Annotated in this window: 21 protein-coding genes, 1 tRNA gene and 1 pseudogene; 9 read left to right on the top strand and 14 right to left on the bottom strand. The window is 67.3% G+C overall.

The window, feature by feature from the left end:
* Nucleotides 1-2 precede the first annotated feature (2 nt).
* From ACIPRS_RS03320 to ACIPRS_RS03295, 6 genes are all read right to left on the bottom strand, one after another.
* A complete protein-coding gene (locus ACIPRS_RS03320; protein ID WP_446537493.1) occupies nt 3-863 on the bottom strand; it encodes a phosphatidate cytidylyltransferase in 861 nt (286 codons plus the stop codon).
* Nucleotides 860-1,618: a polyprenyl diphosphate synthase gene (gene uppS / locus ACIPRS_RS03315; RefSeq protein WP_446537492.1), complete on the bottom strand. Its 759-nt coding sequence runs from the start codon at nt 1,616-1,618 to the stop codon at nt 860-862. Before uppS ends, ACIPRS_RS03320 begins: the two co-directional genes overlap by 4 nt.
* Before the next feature lie 8 nt (nt 1,619-1,626).
* Nucleotides 1,627-2,184 carry a ribosome recycling factor gene (frr, locus tag ACIPRS_RS03310; protein ID WP_142123811.1) on the bottom strand — a complete coding sequence of 186 codons (558 nt, stop codon included), beginning with the start codon at nt 2,182-2,184 and terminating at the stop codon, nt 1,627-1,629.
* 77 nt (nt 2,185-2,261) lie between these two features.
* Nucleotides 2,262-3,191, bottom strand: a complete 930-nt coding sequence (locus tag ACIPRS_RS03305) for a cation diffusion facilitator family transporter (protein WP_446537491.1) — start codon at nt 3,189-3,191, stop codon at nt 2,262-2,264.
* A 224-nt stretch (nt 3,192-3,415) separates the two neighbouring features.
* Nucleotides 3,416-4,141, bottom strand: coding sequence for a UMP kinase (pyrH, locus tag ACIPRS_RS03300; RefSeq protein WP_192200584.1), 726 nt, complete (start codon nt 4,139-4,141; stop codon nt 3,416-3,418).
* A gap of 52 nt (nt 4,142-4,193) precedes the next feature.
* On the bottom strand, nt 4,194-4,550 hold the full coding sequence (locus ACIPRS_RS03295) for a cupin domain-containing protein (protein ID WP_337730284.1): 357 nt from the start codon (nt 4,548-4,550) through the stop codon (nt 4,194-4,196).
* A gap of 65 nt (nt 4,551-4,615) precedes the next feature.
* Here ACIPRS_RS03295 and ACIPRS_RS03290 point away from each other — a divergent pair, with 65 nt between their 5' ends.
* A complete protein-coding gene (locus ACIPRS_RS03290; protein ID WP_192200586.1) occupies nt 4,616-5,311 on the top strand; it encodes an AIM24 family protein in 696 nt (231 codons plus the stop codon).
* Nucleotides 5,312-5,323: 12 nt separating this feature from the next.
* On the opposite strand, the gene ACIPRS_RS03285 is transcribed toward ACIPRS_RS03290, so the two are convergent.
* The 3 genes from ACIPRS_RS03285 to rpsB all read right to left on the bottom strand — a co-directional run bounded on the left by ACIPRS_RS03285 (nt 5,324) and on the right by rpsB (nt 8,914).
* Entirely contained in the window at nt 5,324-6,817 is a 1,494-nt protein-coding gene (locus ACIPRS_RS03285) for an HDOD domain-containing protein (protein WP_337730283.1), read from the bottom strand.
* A gap of 219 nt (nt 6,818-7,036) precedes the next feature.
* Nucleotides 7,037-7,915, bottom strand: coding sequence for a translation elongation factor Ts (gene tsf / locus ACIPRS_RS03280; protein ID WP_192200588.1), 879 nt, complete (start codon nt 7,913-7,915; stop codon nt 7,037-7,039).
* Between the two features lie 195 nt (nt 7,916-8,110).
* Nucleotides 8,111-8,914: a 30S ribosomal protein S2 gene (gene rpsB / locus ACIPRS_RS03275; protein WP_337730282.1), complete on the bottom strand. Its 804-nt coding sequence runs from the start codon at nt 8,912-8,914 to the stop codon at nt 8,111-8,113.
* 323 nt (nt 8,915-9,237) lie between these two features.
* Between rpsB and map the strand changes: the two genes are divergently transcribed.
* The 7 genes and pseudogenes from map to ACIPRS_RS03240 all read left to right on the top strand — a co-directional run bounded on the left by map (nt 9,238) and on the right by ACIPRS_RS03240 (nt 17,358).
* Nucleotides 9,238-10,014 (top strand): type I methionyl aminopeptidase, encoded by a 777-nt coding sequence (gene map, locus ACIPRS_RS03270; protein ID WP_192200590.1) that lies wholly within the window; start codon nt 9,238-9,240, stop codon nt 10,012-10,014.
* Between the two features lie 44 nt (nt 10,015-10,058).
* Nucleotides 10,059-12,653, top strand: a complete 2,595-nt coding sequence (gene glnD, locus ACIPRS_RS03265; protein WP_446537997.1) for a [protein-PII] uridylyltransferase — start codon at nt 10,059-10,061, stop codon at nt 12,651-12,653.
* 46 nt (nt 12,654-12,699) lie between these two features.
* Nucleotides 12,700-13,527 (top strand): annotated as a pseudogene (dapD, locus tag ACIPRS_RS03260) (2,3,4,5-tetrahydropyridine-2,6-dicarboxylate N-succinyltransferase); the annotation flags it as partial.
* 3 nt (nt 13,528-13,530) lie between these two features.
* Nucleotides 13,531-13,893: an arsenate reductase gene (locus ACIPRS_RS03255; protein ID WP_192200592.1), complete on the top strand. Its 363-nt coding sequence runs from the start codon at nt 13,531-13,533 to the stop codon at nt 13,891-13,893.
* Nucleotides 13,890-15,032, top strand: a complete 1,143-nt coding sequence (gene dapE, locus ACIPRS_RS03250) for a succinyl-diaminopimelate desuccinylase (RefSeq protein ID WP_337730281.1) — start codon at nt 13,890-13,892, stop codon at nt 15,030-15,032. Before ACIPRS_RS03255 ends, dapE begins: the two co-directional genes overlap by 4 nt.
* Before the next feature lie 257 nt (nt 15,033-15,289).
* Nucleotides 15,290-16,987: an asparagine synthase B gene (gene asnB, locus ACIPRS_RS03245; RefSeq protein WP_446537490.1), complete on the top strand. Its 1,698-nt coding sequence runs from the start codon at nt 15,290-15,292 to the stop codon at nt 16,985-16,987.
* 2 nt (nt 16,988-16,989) lie between these two features.
* Nucleotides 16,990-17,358, top strand: a complete 369-nt coding sequence (locus ACIPRS_RS03240; RefSeq protein WP_446537489.1) for a nuclear transport factor 2 family protein — start codon at nt 16,990-16,992, stop codon at nt 17,356-17,358.
* Here ACIPRS_RS03240 and ACIPRS_RS03235 read toward each other — a convergent pair.
* A complete protein-coding gene (locus ACIPRS_RS03235; protein WP_446537488.1) occupies nt 17,346-19,760 on the bottom strand; it encodes a penicillin acylase family protein in 2,415 nt (804 codons plus the stop codon). The two genes, ACIPRS_RS03240 and ACIPRS_RS03235, sit on opposite strands and share 13 nt — an antisense overlap.
* Nucleotides 19,761-19,922: 162 nt before the next feature.
* Between ACIPRS_RS03235 and bfr the strand changes: the two genes are divergently transcribed.
* Entirely contained in the window at nt 19,923-20,408 is a 486-nt protein-coding gene (bfr, locus tag ACIPRS_RS03230) for a bacterioferritin (RefSeq protein WP_192200597.1), read from the top strand.
* Nucleotides 20,409-20,417: 9 nt separating this feature from the next.
* Here bfr and ACIPRS_RS03225 read toward each other — a convergent pair whose 3' ends face one another.
* The 4 genes from ACIPRS_RS03225 to ACIPRS_RS03210 form a co-directional block, all read right to left on the bottom strand.
* The gene (locus ACIPRS_RS03225) at nt 20,418-21,074 is read right to left on the bottom strand and encodes a thiopurine S-methyltransferase (RefSeq protein WP_446537487.1); all 657 of its coding nucleotides are present in this window, start codon (nt 21,072-21,074) and stop codon (nt 20,418-20,420) included.
* Nucleotides 21,075-21,257: 183 nt separating this feature from the next.
* The gene (gene parC, locus ACIPRS_RS03220; protein ID WP_337730276.1) at nt 21,258-23,501 is read right to left on the bottom strand and encodes a DNA topoisomerase IV subunit A; all 2,244 of its coding nucleotides are present in this window, start codon (nt 23,499-23,501) and stop codon (nt 21,258-21,260) included.
* A gap of 58 nt (nt 23,502-23,559) precedes the next feature.
* Nucleotides 23,560-25,380, bottom strand: a complete 1,821-nt coding sequence (locus tag ACIPRS_RS03215; RefSeq protein WP_446537486.1) for an SLC13 family permease — start codon at nt 25,378-25,380, stop codon at nt 23,560-23,562.
* A gap of 172 nt (nt 25,381-25,552) precedes the next feature.
* Nucleotides 25,553-25,637 (bottom strand) — tRNA-Leu (locus ACIPRS_RS03210).
* Between the last annotated feature and the right edge of the window lie 92 nt (nt 25,638-25,729).

Here is a 25,729-nt window from a genome sequence, read left to right as displayed (position 1 = left end):
GCTCAGAATCCGAAGACTTCCTTGCCCAGTACGAAGATGGGCAGTGCCGCCAGCACGCCGTCGATGCGGTCCAGCACGCCGCCATGGCCGGGGATCACGTCGCCCGAATCCTTGGCGCCGACATGCCGCTTGAGCAGGCTTTCGAACAGGTCGCCGACCACCGAGAACAGCACGGTGAACACCGCCACCAGCAGCACGCCGGGCACCTGCGCCACGTCTACACCGGCGATGAGTGCACCGACGCCCGCCACCAGCATGCCCGCAGCCAGGCCACCGAGCAGCCCTTCCAGCGTCTTGTTGGGGCTGATGCGCGGAGCGAGCTTCCTGCCGCGGAACCAGCGGCCGCCGAAGTGGCGCCCTGCGAAATATGCGCCGCTGTCGGCCGCCCAGACGATGGCCAGCGCGACGAACAACCAGATGTGTCCGTTCGGCTCGGAGGAGTGGATCAGGCCCAGCGCGCACCAGGCGGGCACCACGGCCAGCGTGCCGGCGGCCAGCTTGAACACGCGCGCCCAGGTCTCGTGATCGGACGCGAAATGGAAGAAGCGCAGCCACAGCAACGCCAGCAGCCACCACACCGCGCCCACGAGGGCCATCAGGCGCAAGGGGACCAGATCGGTGGATCCGCGCGATGCCCACACCAGCAGCACCATCAGCAGCAGGTTGGCGGTCAGCAGCACGGTGCGCTGCAGGGTGTCGTCGATCTCGGCGAGCTTGAACCACTCCCACAGCCCGACCAGGAACACCAGCGCCGCCAGCATCACCAGCCACGACGTGGGCAGCAGCAGGATCGCGCCGATGGCGAAGGGCGCCATCACCAGCGCTGCGATGACGCGGGTGCGGGTGGCGCTGGGCGTGCTCATGCGGTTGTGTCCTCGTGGGTGCCGCTGGCGATCTGCGCGCTGGTCAGGCCGAAGCGGCGCTCGCGCTGCGCGAAGTCGTCCAGGGCGCGCTGCAGCAGCGTCGCGTCCAGGTCGGGCCACAGTACGTCGGTGAACCAGAGTTCGGTATAGGCCAATTGCCACAGCAGGAAATTGCTGATGCGATGGTCGCCACCGGTGCGGATGAAGAGGTCGGGCGGCGGCAGGTCGGCCAGTGCGACGTGGGCGCCGAGCGTTGCTTCGTCGATGTCCTCGGGGCGCAGGCGTCCGGCGGCGACGTCGGTGGCCACTGTACGCGCCGCGTGCGCGATGTCCTGGCGCCCGCCATAGCTGGCCGCGATGACGAGGTGCAGGCGCGTGTTGCCGCGGGTCAGCGCCTCGGCTGCGTCCATGCGTGCGCGGATGTCGGTGGAGAATCGTGCGCGGTCGCCGATGAAACGCACGCGCACCTCGCGGCGGTGCAGTTCGTCGACTTCGCGGTCCAGCGCGTTGAGGAACAGCTTCATCAGCGCGCCGACTTCTTCCTCGGGGCGACCCCAGTTCTCGCTGGAGAACGCGAACAGGGTCAGCGCGCCGATGCCGCGTTCCAGGCAGAAATCGATGCAGGTATTGACCGCGCGCGCGCCGGCGCGATGGCCGATCACGCGCGGACGGCGACGTCGTTCGGCCCACCGGCCATTGCCGTCCATGATGACGGCCAGATGGCGGGGCACGGACGCGGGGACGGCAGGGGACATGGCAGTCCTCAGACCGCCATCAGTTCCTGTTCCTTGGCCTTGACCACGTCGTCGACGTCCTTGATGGACTTGTCGGTCAGCTTCTGGATCTCGTCCTCGGTACGACGTTCCTCATCCTCGGTGATCTGCTTGTCCTTCAACAGGTCCTTGACCTGCTGGTTGGCATCGCGGCGGATGTTGCGGATCGCCACCTTCGCGTCCTCGCCTTCGCCATGGACGACCTTGGAGAGCTCCTTGCGGCGTTCTTCGGTCAGCGCCGGCAGGTTCAGGCGGATGGTGGTGCCGGCGGTATTCGGGGTCAGGCCCAGGTCGGATGCCAGGATGGCCTTCTCGACCGCGCTGACCATCTGCTTTTCCCACGGCGTGATCGTGAGCGAGCGGGAGTCGGAGACGGTCACGGTGGCGACCTGGCTCAGCGGCATGTCCGATCCGTAGTAGTTGACCTTCAGGTGCTCGACCAGGGCAGTGGAAGCGCGTCCGGTGCGGACCTTCACCAGCGTGTGGCGGAGCGCCTCGATGCTCTTGGTCATGCGCGCCTGCGCGTCTTTCTTGATGTCGTTGAGCATCGCCCTTTCCGTTGCAAAGCCTGTAAACGACCGATTATAGGGCGATTCGGTGCCGTTGCCGACCGTCCGCGCGCCGTTCAGTGGGAATGATGCGGCGCCGCATCGTGCAGGTCATGGCCGCACATGGCGCCGCGTTCGATCTGCAGGGTGGCGTGGTTGATGCCGAAGGTGTGGTCCAGCGCATGCACGGTGGCGTCGATGAAGGCATCGTGGTCGTCTTCGCGCGCCCGTACCAGGTGGGCGGTCAATGCGATCTCGCCCGCGCCCAGCGACCAGATGTGCAGGTGGTGCACGGCCGACACGCCGGGCCGGGCCTTCAGGAACGCGCCGACCTCGACCGGATCGATGCTCGGCGGCACGGCATCCATCGCGGCATCGAAACTGTCGCGCAGCAAGCCCCACGAGCCCACGGCGACCACCACCGCGATCAGCAGCGCCGTGGCCGGGTCCAGCCATGCCCACCCCAGCGTGGCCATGCCCACGCCGGCAAGCACGGCGGCCAGCGACACCGCGGCATCCGCCATCAGGTGCAGGAAGGCGCCACGCTTGTTCAGGTCGTGGGCGTGCCCGTCCTTCACCAGCCACGCGGCGCCCAGGTTGACCAGGATGCCCAGTGCCGCCACCACGATGACGGGTGTGGCGGGGATCTCCGGCGGCGCGCTGAAGCGCCGGAAGGCCTCCCATCCCAGTGCACCGGAAAAGACCATCAGCAGCACCGCGTTGGCGAGCGGGGAGAGCAGGGTGGCGCGACGCCAGCCGTAGGTGTGCCGGCCACGCGGTGCGCGCCTCGCCAGGGCGGCGGCACTCCACGCCAGCGCCAGTCCCAGCACGTCGCCGAGGTTGTGCAGGGCATCGGACAGCAGCGCCAGCGAATTGGTGTGGAAGCCGTAACCGGCTTCGAGCACGGTGTACGCCAGGTTGATCAGCGTGACCCAGGCGAAAGTGTGCGTCGCCGACGCGTGCGGGTGGGCGTGTGGCCCGTGACCGTGGTGGTGTCCGTGTCCCATGGTGGACTAGGGTGCCGGCCGGGGCTGGCCGGACACTATTACAGCAAGCGAAGGGGCACGCGCCGCGGGAAGGTCTTCAGCCCCGACCGCGCCCTGCCCACGTTCCGGCGCACGCGATTGCGCCCCGTGCAGACCGGATGGCGATGGAAAGCGCTGCCACATGCCCATTCGAACCTCGCGGCGTTCTGTCCACCGTCGGGGCTGAAGCCCCGCCCACAGGGAGCTCAGCCGCGCCCTTTCACCAGGGTGCCGACATGTTCGCCGCGCAGGATCCGCATCAGGTTGCCGGGCACGGACAGGTCGTAGATGCGCAGCGGCACGTCGCTGTCGCGGCACAGGGCGAACGCGGCAGTATCCATCACCTGCAGGTTGCGCGCGATGACATCGTCGTAGGTCAGCTGGTCGAAGCGCTTGGCGTCGGCGTGCTTGCTGGGATCCTTGTCGTAGACCCCGTCCACCTTGGTGGCCTTCAGCAGCAGGTCCGCACCGATCTCGATGGCGCGCAGGGCGGCGCCGGAATCGGTGGTGAAGAACGGGTTGCCGGTGCCTGCCGCGAAGATCGCGATGCGGCCTTTCTCCAGGTGGCGGATGGCGCGGCGGCGGATGTAATCCTCGCACACGTCGTTGATCTTGATCGCGCTCATGACGCGGCACTTGGCGCCCAGCTTTTCCAGCGCGTCCTGCATGGCAAGCGCGTTGATGACCGTGGCCAGCATGCCCATCTGGTCGCCGGTGACGCGGTCCATGCCGCCTGCGGCCAGTCCCGCGCCGCGGAAGATGTTGCCGCCGCCGATCACCAGGCCCACCTCGGCTCCCGCGTCGCGGGCCTCGATGATCTCGCGCGCGATGCGGCCGATCACGGCCGGGTCGATGCCGTAATCCTCGGCTCCCATCAGTGCCTCGCCGGACAGTTTGAGCAGGATGCGGCGATAGACCAGGGGGGCGGGCATGGTGAGTTCTCGGCGTGGGGAAACCGCGGCAATTCTAGCCGAGCGCGTCGCTTCAGTCGCCGGGTTCGTAGATCGAATACAGTTTGCGCGCGGTTTCCAGCACCTCCCACGTGCCGGTGAACCCTGCGGGCACGACGAAACTCTGGCCCGCTTCCAGCACGATGTCCTCGCCATCATCGCTGCGCAGGCGGACGCGCCCGCTGAGCAGGTGGCAGAACTCGTGCTCGGTGTAGTGCACCCGCCATGCGCCCACATCGCCTTCCCATACGCCGCAATGGAAACGGTCATCCCGGGTGGAGTAGGCGTTCCCGACCGCCTGCAGGGGGCGCCCACGGATCAGTCGCTCGGCGGCAATGGGTGCTCGCGCAGCCGCCTCCAGCGTGTGTGGCACGGGAACGATGCGGGACATGGGTGGGACCTGCGGCCGGGGCGGATATGATGGCGCTCCTTCCCGCCATCCATCAAGGAACGGACATGAGCGTGCGCACCCTGCAGGAATTCCTCGCATCATCGAAGGAAAAGGATGCGACGGCCGACGCATTCGAACTGGAAAGCCCGCATCTGCTGGAAGTCCGGTTGAACGGTCTGGTCTGGGCCAAGGCCGGCGCGATGGTCGCGCGCAAGGGCAGCGTGAAGTTCACCCGCCAGGGCATGCTGGAACAGGGCCTGGGGAACCTGCTGAAGAAGGCCGTCAGTGGCGAAGGCATGCAACTGATGAAGATCGAAGGGCAGGGGCGTGTCTACCTGGCCGATGCCGGCAAGCGGATCACGCTGCTGCGTCTCGCGGGGGAATCGATCTTCGTCAACGGCAACGATGTGCTTGCGGTGGAGGCCAGCATCGAGAGCCGGATCACGATGATGCGCAAGGTCGCCGGCATGCTGTCGGGAGGGCTGTTCAACGTACGCCTGAGCGGACACGGCATCGTCGCCATCACGTCGCACTACGAGCCCCTCACGCTGCCGGTGAATGCGCAGACCGGGCCCGTGTTCACCGACCCGAATGCCACCGTGGCATGGTCGGGTGGATTGACGCCGGAGATCATCACCGACATTTCGCTCGGCACCCTGCTGGGCCGCGGCTCGGGCGAGAGCATCCAGTTGCGTTTCGCGGGCGACGGCTGGGTGGTGGTACAGCCTTACGAAGAAGTGGCGCTGCAACCGAGGCAGTAGCCACGGGGCCTGTCAGGGGCCGATGGCGCCGACCGATACCCGGTTGCGGCCTTCGCGCTTGGCGCCATACAGCGCTTCATCCGCCGCGCGAAGCAGGTCATCGACGTGGCGGAACTGTTCCAGTGCACCCTGCGTGGCCAGCCCCGCCGAGAAGGTGATGTGCAGTGGCTGGCCGTCGACATCGGCCATCGCCACGCCGGCCACCTCCGACAGGATGCGCCGCACGACCTGGGCGGCGGCCTCTTCGCCGATGCCCGGCAACACCACCAGGAACTCCTCGCCGCCATAGCGGGCGACGATGTCGCTGCCGCGCACCTGCCGCATCAGCGCCTTGGCGAAATTGCGCAGCACTTCATCGCCGACCAGGTGTCCCCAGCGGTCATTGACCTGCTTGAAGTCGTCCAGGTCGATGAAGGCGATCGACAGCGGCCAGCCGTGCCGCGTGGCGGCATCGAACTCCTTCTCAAGCACTTCTTCCAGCTGGCTGCGGTTGTAGGCCCCGGTCAGCGGGTCGCGCCGCACCTCCTCCGCCAGCCGGCGCGCACGGTCTTCGTGCTCGTTGGCTTCCTTGCGGGCACGCGCCGCGTCCTGGATTTCGCGCAGGTTGCGCACGACCAGCAGCTCGCGTGCCTGGTCCAGCAAAGCCTGGATGCGGGCCGGTGGGGCGGGGGGAACGTCGAACAATGCGTAGACCTCGGGCAGCGCCACGAGCATCTCCTCGGTCAGGGCGAGGAACCCCGGGTAGTCGATCCCGAGCCGCGTGGCGGCCTGCATCGCCGCATGGCGATGCGCTTCCTCCGTCCGCGCTTGGTCCATTCCAGCCAGCCAGATGTCGGCAATGTGGCCGGACACGGCCACGCACGCATTGAACGGGGTGTCCGACGCGGGCATCTCGCTCTCGATGATCGCTTCCCTCAACAGCGCCGGCAGATTCCACTGCCGCGCCAACCACCCGCCCACCGTGGCGTGGTCGCACCCCAGCCAGTCGCGCTCGGCGGCCAGCAGTTCGGCATTGCCCACGGCGCGTTCGACCAGTCGCGCATAGTCATCGCCCAGGACTTCCAGCAGGGCCAGCACGCCGATGTCCTGCAGCAGCCCGGCCAGCATCAGCTCTTCCACCTTGCTGATGCCGGCACGCTGGCCCAGCACCCGGCTGGCCAGCGCGGCGATGACGCTGCGACGCCAGACGCGCTCCTGCGCGGCAGGATGGGTGCCGCTGCCGCAGCGTGACAGGGAGAACCCCAGTGCCAGCGTCAGGGTGGCATTCAGGCCCAGCACCGTGAGCGCCTGCGAAAGGTTTTCCACCCTGCGGCGACTGGCGTAGAGCGGGGAGTTGGCGATGCGCAGCATGCGCGCGCTCAATGCCGCATCCAGGCCGATCGCATCGGCGGCCGTCGCCATCACCACGTCCGGATCCTGCGCGAGCTCGATGATCCGCAATGCAACGCCGGGCGGGCTGGGCAGATTGCGGCAATTCAGCAGCTGGGCTTCGAGTTCGGGACGCATCCGGGTGCGGGCCACGCAAGTGGGAATTGCCGGCAGGATGCCAGCAATGCGCGACGAAGTGTCACGTTTGAAACCAGTTTCGGCACGGAACGTGCAAACTTGAGTCGTAGTCGACTAACGGTCACGGCGTGCGCGGCGGCATCCGATCCCGCCCGCTACGCGGGCAACAAAAAAGCCGCGGTTCCCCGCGGCTTTTCCGTCGAAGCGGAGAGGGAAGGCTTACGCCAGCCCGGCCTGCTTCATGACTTCGGCGGCGTAGTCTTCCACCACCTTCTCGATGCCTTCGCCGACCACCAGGCGCTGGAAACCGACCACGTCGGCACCGGCGGCCTTCACGACCTGCTCGACCGACTTGTCGCTGTCCAGCACGTACGGCTGGCCGTACAGGGTCACTTCGTTGACGATCTTGTTGATCTTGCCGGAGATGATCTTCTCCAGGATGTCGGCCGGCTTGGCCTTGTCCTTGTCCGACATCTTCGCCAGCTCGATTTCCTTTTCCTTCGCCACGAATTCGGCCGGCACGTCGGCGGCCTTGTTGTGCGGCGGGTTCATCGCGGCGATGTGCATCGCCAGGCCGCGGGCCAGTTCGGCGTCGCCGCCCTTGACCTCGACCAGCACGCCGATCTTGCCGCCGTGCACGTAGGCCGCGACGTTGTTGGCGCTGTCGATCGACACCAGGCGACGGATCTGCATGTTCTCGCCCAGCTTGGCGATGGCGGCGGCGCGGGCTTCCTCGACGGTCTCGCCCGAGGCCAGCTTGGCGCTCTTCAGCGCTTCCACATCGGCGGCGCCCGAGGTCAGCGCGGCCTGCGCGATGGCGTCGGTGAAGGCGATGAAGTTGGCGTCCTTGGCGACGAAGTCGGTCTCGGAGTTGATCTCGACCAGCACGGCCTTGCCGCCGTCCTGGGCCACGGCCACGCGGCCTTCGGCGGTGACGCGGTCGGCCTTCTTGTCGGCCTTGGCCAGGCCCGACTTGCGCAGCCACTCGGCCGCGGCGTCGATGTCGGCGTTGTTCTCGGTGAGTGCCTTCTTGCACTCCATCATGCCGGCGCCAGTGCGCTCGCGCAGTTCCTTGACCAGGGAAGCGGTGATTTCCACGGGATTACCTCTGTTTGGATTGGCAAAGCCCCTCTCCCGTCGGAAGAGGGGTTGGGGTGAGGGTGCGGCGGAGTCGCGATGCATGCAGCGTCGACGTGCTCCGTACCTTCATCCGCCCTTCGGGCACCTTCTCCCGATGGGAGAAGGCGGAACATGGGCCGCCGCGCAGCATGGCGCGGCGGCATTGCAGCCGGATTACTCGGCGGCGGCTTCGTCGGGCTTCTTGCCGGCGGCCTTCTTGGCCGGGGCGCGACGGGCACCCTTGTCGTCGCCGCCTTCGGCGAACTCTTCCTCGCGCACGCTGGCGGCGTTCGGCTGGGCGGCCTTGCCTTCCAGCACGGCGTCGGCGGCGGCACGGGCGTACAGCTGCACGGCGCGGATGGCGTCGTCGTTGCCGGGGATGGCGTAGTCGACCAGGGCCGGGTCGTAGTTCGAGTCGACCACCGCGATCACCGGGATGCCGAGCTTCTTGGCTTCCTTGATGGCGATGTCTTCATGGCCGATGTCGATGACGAACAGCGCGTCCGGCAGTCGGTTCATTTCCTTGATGCCGCCCAGCGAGGCCAGCAGCTTCTCGCGCTCGCGGCGCAGGCCCAGCACTTCGTGCTTGACCAGCTTCTCGAACGTGCCGTCGGTTTCGGCGGCTTCCAGTTCCTTCAGGCGGGCGACCGACTTCTTCACGGTGGCGAAGTTGGTCAGCGTGCCGCCCAGCCAGCGCTGGGTCATGAACGGCATGCCGCAACGCTCGGCCTCTTCCTTCACGGCCTCGCGCGCGCTGCGCTTGGTGCCCAGGAACAGGATGGTGCCGCGCTTCTGCGCGACGCCCGAGATGAAGTTCATCGCGTCGTTGAACAGCGGAACGGTCTTCTCGAGGTTGATGATGTGGATCTTGCCGCGGGCACCGAAGATGTACGGCGCCATCTTGGGGTTCCAGTAGCGGGTCTGGTGACCGAAATGGACGCCGGCTTCCAGCATCTGGCGCATGGTGACTTGGGGCATTGCAGTAACTCCATCGAAGGGGAACCCACCGCCCGGTTCAATGGAGGACGGTGCCCGTGAGGGCGGGGTTCCGGGGTTGGGCCTCCCTGCGGCGTCCGTGTCCGAACCCTTCAGCGAAGGGCACCCCGGCACGGGTTGGGGCAGCAGGTGTGGATTCGTCGGTGTCGCCCGACGTGGGCGGTCCGGACCGGGCAACCCCGGGCACGAAGCTGCGGGAGTATAGCCGCCTCCAGCCCCCCGCCGCAAACGGTACGGATCGCCTTGGGCTGGGCCTTCTCCCGTGGCCGTTCAGCCCGGGCGCCAAATGGGGGATAATCGGCCACATGGCCATCCAGCTGAAAACCCCCGAAGACCTCGCCCAGATGCGCATCGCCGGCCGCCTGGCCGCCGAAGTGCTGCAGGTGGTCGCCCCGCACGTGAAGCCGGGCGTCACCACCGCCGAACTGGACCGCATCTGCCACGATCACATCGTCAACGTGCAGAAAGCCATCCCGGCCAACGTGGGCTACAAGGGCTTCCCGGCGACGGTCTGCACCTCGGTCAACAACGTCATCTGCCATGGCATCCCGAGCGAAGCGAAGGTGCTCAAGGATGGCGACATCCTCAACATCGACGTCACCGTCATCAAGGACGGCTGGCACGGCGACACCAGCCGCATGTACATCGTCGGCACCCCGTCGGTGATGGCGAAGCGGCTGGTGGACACCACCCGCGAAGCCATGTTCCGCGGCATCCGCGCGGTGAAACCGGGCGCCACCCTCGGTGACGTGGGCCACGCGATCCAGCAGTACGCCGAAGCCGAGCGCTTCAGCGTGGTGCGCGAGTACTGCGGCCACGGCATCGGCAAGGTCTACCACGACGAGCCGCAGGTGCTGCACTACGGCCGCCCCGGCGAGGGCGTGGTGCTGAAGCCGGGCATGACCTTCACCATCGAGCCGATGATCAACGAGGGCGCGCGGCATACCCGCGTGCTGCCCGATGGCTGGACCGTGGTCACCAAGGACCGCAAGCTGTCCGCGCAGTGGGAGCACACCGTCGCGGTGACCGAGGACGGCGTCGAGATCCTGACCCGCGTGCCGGGCGACGACAACGACCTGTGAGCACCACGACAGCCGCGAACGGACACGCGACGCGGCTTCCGGACATCGGCCCGGACGTCGCCGATGACGCGGCCTGGTCGGCGGCGGCGCGCGCCTCGCTCGGCCATACCGATGCGCGGCTGGACAAGCGCTTCGACCAGGACGACGGCATGGACCGCATCCTCGCGCTGCGCGCGCGGGCGGTGGACCACCTGCTGAAGGACGCCTGGCTGCGCTGCATCCCCGCGGATGCGCCGATGGCGCTGTTCGCGGTGGGCGGATACGGACGCGGCGAACTGTTTCCGCAATCCGACGTCGACGTACTGGTGCTGGCCGCACCCGACGTGCAGCAGGCCCACCACGATGCCGTGGCGCGCTTCTTCGCGATGCTCTGGGATGCTGGCCTGCCGATCAGCCACAGCGTGCGCTCGGCGAGCGAATGCACGGCCGCTGCCGCCGCCGACCAGAGCGTGCTGACTGCGCTGATCGAGGAGCGGCTGATCGTTGGCGAACCGGTGGACGAAGGCCTGCTGATCGATGCCATCGGTCCGGCCCGGGTCTGGCCACCGCGCGATTTCTTCGTCGCCAAGCGCGAGGAGCTGCGCATCCGCCACGCACGCTTCGGCGACACGTCCGACAATCTCGAACCCAACATCAAGGAAGGCCCGGGCGGGTTGCGCGACCTGCACACCCTGGGCTGGATGGCGCTGCGCACGTTCGGCGTGCGCGACCTTGAGCCGCTGGTAGGCCTGGGCCACCTGGGCCAGGACGAAGCCCTCGCGCTCGCGCGCGAGCGGCGTGCGCTGGGTCGCCTGCGCTACGGCCTGCATCGCGTGGCAGGTCGCCCCGAGGAGCGCCTTCGCTTCGACTACCAGAAGACGCTGGCGCAGCGTCTTGGTTTTGCCGATGACGCGGGAAGCCTGGGCGTCGAGAAGATGATGCAGGGCTTCTACCGCAGTGCCGCCATCGTGCGCCGGATCAGCGACCGCCTGCTGCAGCGCTTCGAGGAACAGTTCGACGGCGAGGCATTGCCCGAACCGCTGGATGAGCGCTTTGCGCTGCGTCGGGGTTATCTGGCCGCGCGCGAGGTGGCCTGGCCCGGGGACGATGTCGCCCAGGTGTTCGCGTTGTTCGCGACATGGGCGGCGCACCCGCAGATCCGTGGCCTGCATTCGCGCACGGCGCGTGCGCTGGCGGAATCGCTGCCCAGGCTGTCGGCGTACCCGGCGGCCGACCGGCTGCAGCGTGATGCCTTCATGGCGCTGCTGCGCGGCCCGCGCGCGGTGGAAACGCTGACCCGCATGGCGCGCCTGGGCGTGCTGGGGCAGTGGATCCCTGCGTTCGCCCGCGTGTCGGGGCGCATGCAGTTCGACCTGTTCCATGTCTACACGGTGGACCAGCACACCTTGATGGTACTGCGGAACATCGCCGCATTCGCCGCCGGCCGCGCCGACGACCGCTTCTCCATCGCGCACGAAGTCTGGCCACGCCTGCGCAAGCCCGAACTGCTCCTGCTGGCCGGCCTGTTCCATGACATCGCCAAGGGGCGTGGTGGCGATCATTCGGAGCTGGGCGCCGTGGATGCACGCGAGTTCTGCGTGGCGCACGGGCTCAGCGAGGCGGACACCGCGCTGGTCGCGTGGCTGGTGGAACAGCACCTGCGCATGTCGGTGACGGCGCAGAAGCAGGATATTTCCGACCCGGACGTCATCCACGGCTTCGCCACACTGGTCGGAGACCGCGAGCGGCTGGACTATCTCTACCTGCTGACCTGCGCGGACATCGCCGGCACCAGCCCCAAGCTCTGGAACGCGTGGAAGGACCGGCTGCTCGCCGATCTGTACTTCGCTGCGCGGCGCGTGTTGCGCGAAGGGCTGGAGAATCCGGTCGCCGTGGACGAGCGTCTCGACGAAGCGCGCGGAAGCGTGCGTGCGCTGCTGGAAGTGCAGGGCATGGCAGCCGCCCAGGCGGACGCCCTGTTCGCGACCATGCCTGAAGAAAGTTTCCTGCGCTTCCGTCCGGAGCAACTGGCCTGGCAGGCACAGGCCATCCGGGGCGCGATGCCTGGCGAGACGCGGGTGCGCGCACGCCGCATCGCCGACGACGCGGACGCGATGGAAGTGTTCGTGCATTCGCCGGACCGTGACGGCCTGTTTGCCGCGATCCTCGCCACGCTCGACCGCATGGGCTTCGCGATTCACCAGGCACGTGTGCTGGTGGGACCCCAGGGCACCGTCTTCGATACGTTCGAAGTCCTGCCGGCCGATGCCTATGCGCCGCGCGATCCCGTCGAGGTGGCGCGCGGCCTGGGCGACGCGCTCGCGCGGCCGCTGGACAGCGTGCGTACGTCCCGGCGCGCCGTGCCGCGCCAGCTCAAGCATTTCCGCTTCGCACCGCGCATCGAGTTCGGCACCACGCCGGACGGGCGCAGGACCATCCTCGGCCTGGTCGCGCCTGACCGCCCGGGACTGCTGTCGGACGTGGCCCAGGTGCTGCGCCGGCAGGGCCTGCGCGTGCACGACGCACGCATCGCTACGTTCGGCGAGCGGGCGGAAGACGTTTTCCAGATCACCGACGAGCACGACCAGCCCCTGACCGGCGCGGCCATGCAGGACGCGTTGCGCGACGCGCTGCGCGCCGGCCTCGATACCCCCACCTGAGCAGAACCCAGCAGGACCTTTGATGACCCGCAAAGCCAGCAAGAACGAAGAACTAAAGTCCACCATCGAGAGCGCGTTCGAGCGCCGCGCCGAGCTGACGCCGGCCGAGATCGAGGGCTCCACCCGCACCGCCATTGAGCTGGCGATCGAGGGCCTGGAGAGCGGAAAACTGCGCGTGGCCGAGCCCGACGGCAAGGGTGGCTGGAAGGTCAACGAATGGCTGAAGAAGGCCGTGCTGCTGTATTTCCGCGTCAACGAGATGGAACTGGTCGAAGCCTATCCCGCGCCGTTCTGGGACAAGGTCGAGGCGCGCTTCGGCGCCTTCGACGAGAACGATTTCCGCAAGCTCGGCGTGCGCGTGGTGCCGGGCGCCATCGCGCGCCGCGGCACGTACTTCGGCAAGGACGTGGTGCTGATGCCGAGCTTCGTCAACATCGGGGCGTACGTGGGCGAAGGCACGATGGTCGACACCTGGGCGACCGTCGGCTCCTGCGCGCAGATCGGCAAGCACTGCCACCTGTCGGGCGGTGCGGGCATCGGCGGCGTGCTGGAACCGCTGCAAGCCAGCCCGACGATCATCGAGGACCACTGCTTCATCGGCGCGCGCTCGGAAGTCGTCGAAGGCGTCGTGGTCGGGCACCACAGCGTGATCGGCATGGGGGTGTTCATCGGTCAGTCCACGCGCATCTACAACCGCGCCACCAAGGAAATCACGTACGGCTACGTACCGCCGGGCAGCGTGGTGGTGTCCGGTTCGCTGCCGGCTGCCGATGGTTCGCATTCGTTGTACTGCGCGGTGATCGTCAAGCAGGTCGACGAGAAGACCCGGAGCAAGACCAGCGTCAACGAATTGCTGCGCGGATTGGCGGACTGAGCGATGGCGACGACGCTCTACGGTTTGAAGAACTGCGACACCTGCAGGAAGGCGATGAAGTGGCTGGACCGCTTCGGCGTCGCGTACACGTTCGTCGACTACCGCGACAGCCGGCAGTCGCCCGAGACGCTGAAGGGCTGGGCGGACAAGGCGGGCGGCTGGGATGCGCTGATCAACAAGTCCTCGACGACCTGGCGCCAGTTGCCGGACAACCGCAAGGCACCTGGCTCCGATGCGGAGTGGAAGTTGCTGCTGAAGGAGTATCCGCAGCTGATCCGCCGCCCAGTGGTGATCACGGGTGAAGACGGGTTTTCACAGGGCTTCAGCGACAATGGGTTCAAGAAGATCTTCGGAGCCGGCGCGTGAGCGATGTCGTCGAACTCTCCAGCGAACTGATCCGCCGCCATTCGGTGACGCCGGATGACGCAGGTTGCCAGCAGGTGCTGGCGACGCGGTTGGGCCAGGCCGGTTTCCACTGCGAACACCTGCGCTTCGGCGACACAGACAATCTCTGGGCCACGCATGGCGCCGGTTCGCCGGTGCTGGTGCTGCTCGGGCACACCGATGTCGTGCCTCCCGGGCCGCTGGACGCGTGGACCAGCGATCCCTTCGTGCCCACCATCCGCGATGGCGTGCTGTATGGCCGTGGTACCGCCGACATGAAATGCAGCGTGGCCGCGTGCACGATCGCGCTGGAGCGGTTCGTCGACGCGCATCCGGACCATCCCGGCACGGTGGCGCTGCTGGTCACCTCTGACGAGGAAGGCGACGCGCATGATGGGGTGAAGAAAGTCGCCGCGCTGTTTCGCGAGCGTGGCCAGAAGATCGACTGGTGCATCACCGGCGAACCGTCGTCGAAGGATGTGCTGGGCGACCTGCTGCGCGTGGGGCGGCGCGGCACGCTGACCGCGACACTGGCCGTGCGCGGCGTGCAGGGACATGTGGCGTATCCGCACAAGGCGCTCAACCCGATCCACAAGGCGTTGCCGGCGCTGGATGAACTGGCAGCACGGCAGTGGGACGAAGGCTACGAGACTTTTCCGCCGACCAGCCTGCAGATTTCCAACATCCATTCCGGTACCGGTGCCAGCAATGTCATCCCGGGCGAACTGCAGGTGGTGTTCAACCTGCGCTTCAATCCCAGCTGGACGGCGGAGAAGCTGGAGCAGGAGATCGAAGCCATCTTCCAGCGGCACGGCCTCGACTACCGCGTGCAGTGGCATCGCGGTGGCGAGCCGTTCTACACGCCCGAAGGCCACCTGCGCGCCACGGCGCGCGCGGTGCTGGGCGAGTTCGCCGGTGCGCCGCCGGAGGAAAGCACGGCGGGCGGCACGTCCGATGCGCGCTTCATCGCGCCGCTGGGTGCGGAGTGCATCGAGGTCGGGCCGGTCAACGCCAGCATCCACAAGGTCGACGAGCACGTGCGTGTCGCGGACCTGGAGGCACTGCCGGGCCTGTACCAGGCCCTGGTCGAACGGCTGATGCTGCCGGCGCGCGCGCCCTGAGGCATTTGCGCGCTGCCGGTCGCTTTCGGATGAAACAGTTGCCAAGCGGCGGCTGGACCGGTTACGGTCGCGCCATGCCCTGCCGCACCGCCATCAACAACAACCGCAATAACCTGCGCCCGAACAACGGGACGCGGGCGATGCGGCTCTGCGACTAGGCAACGAAAGACCTGCCGGATACCAGAAACCCGCATCGCGAGATGCGGGTTTTTTCGTTTCCGGCTTCCATCATCGAACCCCACCAGGAGTTTCCTCCCATGTGTTCCATCTTCGGCATCTTCGGGCTGCAGCCCGGCGACGACATCCAGGCCCTCCGGCGACAGGCGCTGGAACTTTCGCAGAAGCAGCGCCATCGCGGACCCGACTGGAGCGGTGTCTACCATGACGACGGCGCCATCCTGGTGCACGAGCGGCTGGCCATCGTCGATCCGGCCGGCGGCTCGCAGCCGCTGCGTTCGGCCGATGGGGCGCTGGTGCTGGCGGTCAACGGCGAGATCTACAACCATCGCGAGTTGAAGGCGGAACTGAAACAGGACTACGCCTTCCAGACCGGTTCCGACTGCGAGGTCATCAATGCGCTGTACCGCGAGGACGAACCGGCGTCGTTCCTCAACCGCCTCAACGGCATCTTCGCCTTCGCGCTGTGGGACAAGGCGACGGGCCGGGCGCTGATCGCGCGCGATCCCATCGGCGTGTGCCCGCTGTACTGGGGCCACGATCGCGAGGGCCGGCTGTGCGTGGCATCGGAGATGAAGGCGCTGTCGCCGATCTGCGCGGATGTCGCCCAGTTCCCGCCGGGCCACTACTACGAGACGGCGACGCGGACGCTGGTCAAGTACTACGAAAAGCCGTGGCGTGATTACGCCGCAGTGGAACATGTGGAAGTCGCCAGGCAGGAGCTGCGCGAAGCATTCGAGCGCGCCGTGCATCGCCAGCTGATGACCGACGTGCCCTACGGCGTGCTGCTGTCCGGTGGCCTGGACTCCTCGCTGGTCGCGGCCGTCGCCGCGCGTTATGCACGGCATCGCATCGAGGACAACGACACGACCGAAGCCTGGTGGCCGCGGCTGCACTCGTTCGCCATCGGCCTGGACGGGTCGCCCGACCTGGCGGCGGCGGAAGTCGCGGCGAAGGCATTGGGTACCGTGCACCACGGCTTCACCTACACGTTCCAGGAGGGGCTCGACGCCATCCCGGAAGTGATCCGCCACATCGAAACCTACGACGTCACGACCATCCGCGCCTCCACGCCGATGTACCTGCTGGCGCGTCGCATCAAGGCGATGGGGGTGAAGATGGTGCTGTCGGGCGAGGGCAGCGACGAGATCTTCGGCGGCTACCTGTACTTTCACAAGGCGCCGGACGCGCGCGAATTCCACGAGGAGCTGGTGCGCAAGCTGGACGCGCTCTACAACTACGATTGCCTGCGCGCGAACAAGTCGATGATGGCCTGGGGCGTGGAACCACGCGTGCCGTTCCTTGACGTGGAGTTCCTCGACGTGGCCATGAAGATGGATGCCTTGCACAAGATGATCGACAAGGGCAGCGCCGGCGCGCAGCGGATGGAGAAGGGCATATTGCGCGAGGCGTTCGAGGGCTATCTGCCGGAGTCGATCCTGTGGCGGCAGAAGGAGCAATTCAGCGACGGCGTCGGCTACGGCTGGATCGACGGGCTGAAGGCGCATGCGGAGGCACAGGTCAGCGATCGCGAACTGGCGGCGGCCGACAAGCGCTTCCCGGTCAATCCGCCGCAGACCAAGGAGGCCTATTTCTATCGCACGCTGTTCGAACAGCACTATCCGGGCCAGGCCTGCGCGGAAACGGTGCCGGGCGGCAAGTCGATCGCGTGCTCGTCGCCGGCGGCGATCGCGTGGGATGCCAGCTTCGCGAAGATGGCCGATCCGTCCGGCCGTGCCGTGGCCGGCGTGCACGCGGCGGCCTTGCAGGCGGGCTGACGATGTCACCCGCCGACGTGGTGCGCGAATGGGTCCGCCGCTTCAACGCGGCGGACGTGGATGGCCTGGCCGCGCTGTATACGGAAGACGCGGTGAATCACCAGGTGGTGGCCGACCCGCTGCACGGACGCGAGGCGATCGCGATGCTGTTCCGCACCGAATTCGCGCGCGCGACGATGGTGTGCAAGGTGGAACAGATCCTCGAGGACGGCGAGTGGGCCGTCATGGAATGGCGCGATCCGCTCGGACTGCGCGGCTGCGGCTTCTTCCGCGTGCGCGACGGTCGCATCGTGTTCCAGCGCGGCTACTTCGACCAGCTCAGCTTCTTCCGCCAGCAGGGGCTGGCGGTACCGGATCACTACCTGGGCTGAGCGTTGGCGGGACGCAGCGTCAGTGTGTGGGCGGCATCGCCCGGCAGGAATGGCGTCGGCCGTCCGTGTACCCAGTCGTCATGGCCTGCGCCCCAGAACGGCGACATCGGGTGGCCACTCTGGCCGCCCGGCATGTGGATGATGCCGTCGGCCTCGTGGCCGGGCGACACCACCATGCGTTCCGAGGCGCCGAAGGACGGACCCTGCACGCGCGGCATGGCGCCGTCACCGGCGAGCGGTTCGCCCGGCATGCAGAGCTTGGGCTTGAGGAAGGCGGGCAGGGCGTTCGCCAGCGGATGGCAGATCTTCGCAGTGTTGCGCTCGCCCCAGCGACGCTGCGCCAGCGGCCCTTGATCGGCCAGGTCTTCGCGGACTTCCTTCGCCGCGTCTTCCAGCAGGGCATCCCACGTCCTGTAGCGGCGCGACAACAGATGCGGGGGACGCTGTTCGAGCAATGGCCAGGCGACGCCTTCCAACTGCGGCAGGTCGGGCATGATGAAGTCGTTGCCCAGGGCTGCCTGTGCCGGTGCGGTCAGGCCATCGGCGATGCGCGCATGCACGGCGAGGCGCCAGGCGCGCACGAGGCGATAGCTGACGGAGTCGACGCTGGCGACGCCTTCCCAGGTCCTGCCCGCATCCGCGAGTGCCTTCACGGAGGAGTCCGCGGGCGATCGTCCGGCTTCATCCTGCAGCAGTTGCCACCAGCGCTGCAGGAACACGGCGCGATCGTCGAGCTGGATGGCCAGCAGGTCCTTTTCGGTGAAGCGTTCCTTCGCCAGCAGGCCGTCGCGGATCTGCCTGGCACGCGCGCCCAGCGCATAGCCGCCATCGCCGACCCGTGCCAGCGCATCTCCTTCCAGGACGCGCGCATTCGCGGTCCACAAACGGTGGTTGGGCGGCGAGGTCAGTACCGGCGTGAGCTGGCTGGAGATGAGCCACGGTGTGCATCGGCTCGGTGGTGCGGGGGTGGCTGCTGATGCATCCGCGCTGCCGCGCGTGAACTCCAGCGAGTGCGTGCATGCACCCGCGCGCGATGCCAGTGGGCCCAGGATGCGCCAGGCGACGCGCCCCTTGTGGTCCGCGATGACGAGATTCTGTGCCGGCGTGGCGGTGCGCTGTGCGACTGACAGCACGGAGGGAAGATCACCGGCGGTGGCGAAATCCACCAGGCCGAAGTTCAGCGCGCCGGGCTGGTGTGCGACCCAACGCAGGGCCAGCGCGGGCTTGCCGGGCGTCGCGGGATGCACGATGGGCCCGTAGCGCGTGTCGACAACGTCCAGCGTGACGGCATCGGCACCGGCCACGCGGATGGTTTCGGCATGGCGTTCGATCGCATCGCAGGTGGCCGGATCATCGCCCTTGTTGCACGGCTTCACCGGATACCAGTCCGCGGTGTCCGCATAGCTGTTGGTGAAGCCCCATGCCACATGCCCGTTGCTGCCGACGATGATGGCGGGCAGGCCGGGCAGGCTGAAGCCGGATACATCGACCCTCCCGCCGGGCGCGCGCGGGTTCGGATAACGCAGGCGGACGCGGAACCAGATGTTGGGCGCACGCAGGCCCAGATGCATGTCGTCGGCAACGATGGCGCGGCCGTCGGCGGTCAGTGCGCCGGCCACCGCCCAGTTGTTGCTGCCGGGCGTGCCCTTGTCGGCCAGGCGCTGGTGCGAGTCGGTCTTCGGCATCGGCAGCGTGCGCAGGTCGACGCCCGTCGCCGGTGGAAGCGCGGCGTTGCCTCGTGCCTGCCCGTAGAGCGGTGCGTCCCATTCGGTGCCATCGTGGGTCAGCAGGTCGAACAGGGCCGGCGGCACGTGCTGGCGGATCTTCCACAGGCCGAGCTCGCGCAGGTTCCCGGAGTCCTGCAGGTCGAAGTACATCGCGTATCCGGCCAGCGCCGAGTCGGTCACCTCCCAGGCGCGCGGCGATTGCCGCAGCAACAGGTAGGGCCAGGGACGTGCCCGCAGGTCGCCAAGTCCGGCGTTGACGCCAGCGGCATAGGCTTCGAGCTGCGGCATGCGGTCGCCCGCGAATTCGCCCAGGTGCGCGGATACCCGTGCGCGGATGCGGTGGGTGCGGCGCTCCTTGTCCATGTCCACGGCAATGGGGCCGAACAGTTCCGACAGTTCGCCGGCGGAACTGCGCCGCATCAGGTCCATCTCGAAGTACCGTTCCTGGGCGTGCACGTATCCCAGTGCGCGGGTGGCGTCGGCCTCGCTGGCGGCGTCGATGGTCACCACGCCCAGTGCATCGCGCTGGATCGAGACCGGTGCCGACAGTCCGGCCAGGCCGGACTCGCCTTCCAGCCGGGCCAGGCTGCCCCGCATCAACCACCACACCACAAGCAATGCCACGACAACGAGGGCCAACAGCAGCAGCGCGATGCGCCGGGTCCACTTCAGCATTGCGGGATCCTTGCGGTAGGAGCGTGGGGGTCGCGGCCGATTATTCCATGGAAGCCATGACCGCCACTGCCGCAGCGCAACGACGAACGAGAGTGATTCCGATTCGGTCATCATGGTGCCCGATCGGGCATCCTGTGCGCCTCGCTACCGGAGCCACGTGCCATGAAAGGCCATCCCGACGTCGTCGACTATCTCAAGTTCCTGCTGCGCGGCGAACTCGCTGCCCGCGACCAGTACTTCATCCATTCCCGCCGCTACGAGGACATGGGGCTGAAGGCGCTGTTCAACCGCATCGACCACGAGATGCAGGAAGAAACCCAGCACGCCGATGCGCTGCTGCGCCGCATCCTGTTCCTGGAGGGCGATCCGGACATGCGCCCGGAGTCGTTCGTCGCGGGCAGGACGGTCGAGGAGATGCTGCAGCGCGACCTGGAGGTCGAATACGCCGTACGCGCGAATCTGGCCAAGGGTGTCGGTCTGTGCGAACAGCATGGCGACTATGTCAGCCGCGAGATCCTGCTGGCCCAGCTCAAGGACACCGAGGAAGACCACGCACACTGGCTGGAACAGCAACTGGGCCTGATCAAGCGCCTGGGCATCGAGCTGTACCTCACGTCGAAGCTGGACGGTGGCAGCGTTTCGGGCTGAGGCGAAGACTCAGGCCCGGCGAAGCCGATAGACGGCGGTGGTGAGCGCGGTCAGGCCTTCCGCCTGGAAGCGCGGCTCCTGGTCCAGGATGTCGCGCCGCTCGAGCAGCACGTGCTGCCACGGTGAAGCGAACAGCGCCTCGACTTCCGCCTGCCCGACCGAGAATGGCGGACCGTCCTTCTGCTGCTGCGGGTACTCCAGCGTGATCAGCAGGCCCCGGCAGCCGGACGGCAACGCGGCATACAGCGTGTCGAGGTAGCGGCGGCGCAGGGCGGGCGGGAGCGCGATCAGCGCTGCACGGTCATAGACCGCCTCGACATCGGCAAGCAGCGCTGGCTCCAGTCCGAACGCATCCCCCAGGATGATCTCGATGGGGCCGGCAGTGAAGTGCTCACCGTACTGGCTGACCGCCCTGACTGGCTCCACGCCCGCCTCCTGGAAGAACTGCGCCACGGCCAGGGGCGACAGTTCCACGCCCAGCACGCGGTATCCCTGCGCGGCCAGCCAGTGCATGTCCAGCGATTTGCCGCACAGCGGCACCAGGACGCGGGCATCGGCACGCAGCTGCAGCGATGGCCAGTGTTTTTCCAACAGCGGCATCACGTCGCTGCGGTGGAAACCGATCTGGCCTTCCTGCCATCGCTGCAACCAGAATCCGCTATCCATTCGTGCGACCCTCGTCGAAACCGTTGGATTGAAACTCGCCCAGCTGTTGTAGGAGGGGCTTCAGCCCCGAGGCTTCTCCGCGTGTAAAGCGGTCGGGGCTGAAGCCCCTCCTACAGCAATGCCGCCCTGTTGCATGCAGGGCGTCGCGATCACGAACGCGCCGCAGCGCGTCCATGCGGTGGACTACTGGACATCCAGTCCATCGACCTTCTGCCAACCCCGCGGCAACAACCCACCCCGCGTCGCGCGCGCACCGACGTAGGCATCCAGGTCCTTGAACGACAGGCTCATCGTGCGCTGGCCGCTTTTCACCTGCAGCGTGCCGCCGGGCGACACCGCGGCGATGGCGACGACATGCTCGGTGCCCAGCTTGGCCTTCGGGATTTCGATGATCTTGTTGCCCTTGCCCTTGTCGAGTTCCGGCAGTTCGCTGACGGGGAACGCCAGCAGGTGGCCGGCGCTGGTCACCGCGACGATGCGGTCGGTTTCCGCATTCGGCACCGCCGACGGTTGCAGTACATGGGCACCGGCGGTCAGGTTGAGCATGGCCTTGCCGGCCTTCTGGCGACCGGTGAGGTTCTCGAAGCGGGTCACGAAGCCGTAGCCATGCGACGAGGCCAGCACGAAGCGCGTGTCGTTGTCGCCGCTGGCCAGCGCCTGGAACGATGCGCCCGCGGCAGGAGAGAACCGGCCCGTGAGGGGCTCGCCATTGCCGCGCGCCGATGGCAGCGTGTGCACGGCGGTGGAATAGCTGCGGCCCTCCGAATCGAGGAACGCCACCTGCTGCGTACTGCGCGAACGCACAGCTGCGAGCAGGCTGTCGCCGTCGCGGTAGGAAAGCGTGGCCGCATCCATGTCGTGGCCCTTGGCCGCACGGATCCAGCCCTTCGCCGACATCACGACCGTCATCGGCTCGCTGGCAACCAGTTCGGTTTCATCCAGCGCCTGTGCGGCATCGCGTTGCACCAGCGGCGACATGCGCGCGTCGCCGAATTTCTTCGCATCGGCGGTGAGCTCGTCCTTGATCAGCTTTTTCAGCTTGGCCTTGGAGTCCAGCGTGGCGATCAGCTTCTCGCGCTCGCTGGCGAGTTCGTCCTGCTCGCCGCGGATCTTCATTTCCTCAAGGCGGGCGAGTTGCTTCAGCCTGGTGTCGAGGATGTAGTCCGCCTGCTCCTCGCTCAATGCGAAGCGTGCGATCAACGCGGCCCTGGGCTCGTCCTCGGTGCGGATGATGCGGATGACTTCATCCAGGTTGAGGAACGCCACCAGCAGGCCTTCCAGCAGGTGCAGGCGGCGCTCGACTTTTTCCAGCCGGTGCTTCAGGCGGCGGGTGACGGTGTCGCTGCGGAAGGCCAGCCACTCGGTCAGCAACATCTTCAGGTTCTTGACCTGCGGCCGGCCATCCAGTCCGATGATGTTGAGGTTGACCCGGTAACTCTTCTCCAGGTCGGTCGTGGCGAACAGGTGGCCCATCAGCTGTTCGGCATCCACGCGGTTGGAACGCGGAATCAGCACTACGCGCACGGGGTTGGCGTGGTCGGATTCGTCGCGGATGTCTTCCAGCCAGGGCAGCTTTTTCGCGCGCATCTGGGCGGCGATCTGTTCGATCACCTTCGACGGCGAGACCTGGTAGGGCAGGGCATCGATGACGATGTTGGCGTTGTCCTTGCGCCAGACGGCGCGCGCGCGGACGCTGCCGGTACCGTTTTCGTACATCGCGCGGAGGTCCGATGGCGCGGTGATGATCTCGGCCCTGGTGGGATAGTCGGGGCCCCGCACGTGCTCGCACAGGTCGGCGACCGTGGCATCCGGGTCGTCGATCAGCCGGATGCAGGCGCTGACGATCTCGTTGAGATTGTGGGGCGGCACGTCGGTGGCCATGCCGACCGCAATGCCGGTGGTGCCGTTGAGCAGCAGGTGCGGCAGGCGCGCCGGCAACCAGGTGGGCTCCTCCAGCGTGCCGTCGAAATTGGGCGTCCAGTCCGCCGTGCCCTGGCCCAGCTCGCCCAGCAGCACTTCGGCGATCGGCGTGAGCTTGGATTCCGTGTAGCGCATGGCCGCGAACGACTTGGGATCGTCGGGCGAGCCGAAGTTGCCCTGGCCTTCGATCAGCGGATAACGGTAGGAGAACGGCTGCGCCATCAGCACCAGCGCCTCGTAGCACGCGCTGTCGCCGTGCGGGTGGTATTTGCCGATGACGTCGCCGACGGTACGCGCGGACTTCTTCGGCTTGGCGCCGGCATTCAGGCCCAGCTCGCTCATCGCATAGACGATGCGCCGCTGCACGGGCTTCAGACCGTCGCCGATGAAGGGCAGGGCGCGGTCGAGCACCACGTACATGGAGTAATCGAGGTAGGCGCGCTCGGCGTACTCGCGCAGCGGTATCTGCTCGAAGCCGTGGAAGGTGGGGCGGATCGTTTCGGTCATTGCGGGCTTGCAGTCTGCGGGTCGTGGTCGACCCCGCCATTCTACCCGCCACCCCGTCTCACCCGATGCTACCGGGCAGCAACGGACCGTCCAGCCACAGCCAGCGCGCCAGCCACGCCGTGGTGAAGGCGATGCCCAGCGTGAGCGGAACGCCGACGCGCAGGAAATCGCCGAAGGTGTAGCGGCCGGGGTTGAGGATCAGCAGGTTGCCGTGGTGGCCGATCGGGGTGAGGAACGAGGCCACCGCTCCCATCGCCGTGCATACGACGAAGGGCACCGGGTTCAGCTCCAGGCCACCCGCCAGCGCCAGCGCGATGGGGGCGAGCAGTACCGTCGTCGCGGCGTCGGACAGGATCTGCGTCAGCAGCGCGGCGGTACCGAACATCACCAGCAGCAGCACCAGCGGCGACCAGTGTGCGGTGTGGTTGAGCAGCAGGTCCGCCACCAGCGCCGCAGTGCCGGTCTTCTCCATGGCGATGCCCAGCGGGATAACGCCGCCGATCATCACGAAGATACGCACGTCGATTTCCTGGTAGGCGCGCTCGATGTCCACGCAGCGCGTGAGCACCATGGCGACCGCGCCGGCGAGGAAGGCGATGTGCGGCGCGAGCACCTCGGTGGCCGCGGCCGCCACCGCCGCCGCCATGATCAGCAGGGCGATGGGCGCACGACGACGCGGTTTCTCCCTGCCACCGAACGGCATCAGCATCAGGAAGCCGTGATGGGCCGCCAGCGGTTCGAGGTTCTGCTGCTGACCCCACAGCACGAGCAGGTCGCCCTCCTGCAGCACCATTTCCGAGAGCTCGCCATGCAGCCAGCCTTCGCGGCGCCACAGGCCGACCACCACCACGCCCAGGTTCCGCAGGAAATCGATGTCGGCGACGCTGCGGCCGACGAACTCGGAATGCGGCGCGACCACGGCCTGTACCAGCTGCTCTTCGCCCAGGGCTTCGGTCTTCGGTTGGTCGTTTGGTTTTTCGCCGTACTTGGCCACGGCATGCAGGGCCAAGCCGGTCTCATTGCGGATGGAGGCGATCTCGTCCGGCGAGGCCCGCACCAGCAGCACATCCCCGGCATCAAGCTTGCCGTCCATCCGCTGGTTGCGGCGACGCATGCCCTGGCGCAGCCAGTCCACCACCTGGAGCCGCTTGTCGAACGCTTCGGCGAATTCGCCGCGCGTCTTGCCCACCCACGGCGAGGCTTCTTCCACCAGCAGTTCGGTGTAGTAACGGTCCAGCTTCAGGTAGTCGCCCTGCGGTGTTTCACCCTCGCGCTTGGGTACCAGCCAGCGTCCCAGCAGCATGTAGGCGGTCCCCAGCACCACCAGGGCGGCACCGATGGGCGTGATGGCGAAGATGTCCAGCCCCGGCAATCCCGCGCGCTTGATCAGGTCGTTGGACAGCAGGAAGGCGGGCGCGCTGAACAAGGTCAGCGTGGTGCCGAGCGATGCCGCCAGCGACATCGGCATCAGCAGGCGCGATGCGGCAAGCTTCTGCTCGCGGGCGATCCGCATCAGGATGGGCAGCATCATCGCGGTGACCATCACGTGGTGCGAGAACGCTGCCAGTGCGGCAGTGGCGGGCATCACCACGGCGATCGTGCGCCATTCGCTGCCGCCGGCCGCCCTGCCGATGCCGGCACCGATGCGTTCGGTGATGCCGGTGGCGGACAAGCCGGCCGACAGCACGAACACGGCGGCGACGATGATCGCCGGTTCGCTGGCGAAGCCCGACAGCGCTTCCTTCGGGCCGAGGATGCCCGTCAGCGTGAGCGCGAGCAGCGCGAGTAGCGCGACCAGGTCGACGCGGAGTTTTTCGCTGACGAACAGACCCAACGTGATTGCCAGGATGGCAAGGAAGAGGATCTGCTGGAACTCCATTCGCGCCCCCTGTGCTCGATGTCGGGTCGGATGTCAGGCGCCCAGCCTAACGCGTGCGGCGATGCGTGCGCCCGGCGTCGTCGCGGGGACCGGCGGGTGCGTCGTGATGAAGCACACAGGCCGGAACCCCGAAAACAAGAAACCCCCGCTTGCGCGAGGGTTTCGTGATGCGTGGTGCCCAGGAGAGGACTCGAACCTCCACGGTTTTACCCGCTAGTACCTGAAACTAGTGCGTCTACCAATTCCGCCACCTGGGCAGGTAAGCGAGGCGCGCATTTTGTGGGGAGTGCGGGGGATTGTCAACGGTCCCCTTCGCATGGCGTTGTTCAGGCGGGGTGTACCATCCCCC

It is taken from the genome of Pseudoxanthomonas sp. LARHCG66 (genome assembly GCF_052871755.1).
Note: the sequence above shows the minus strand (reverse complement) of the source record. Positions and strands in the feature narration are given on the sequence as shown.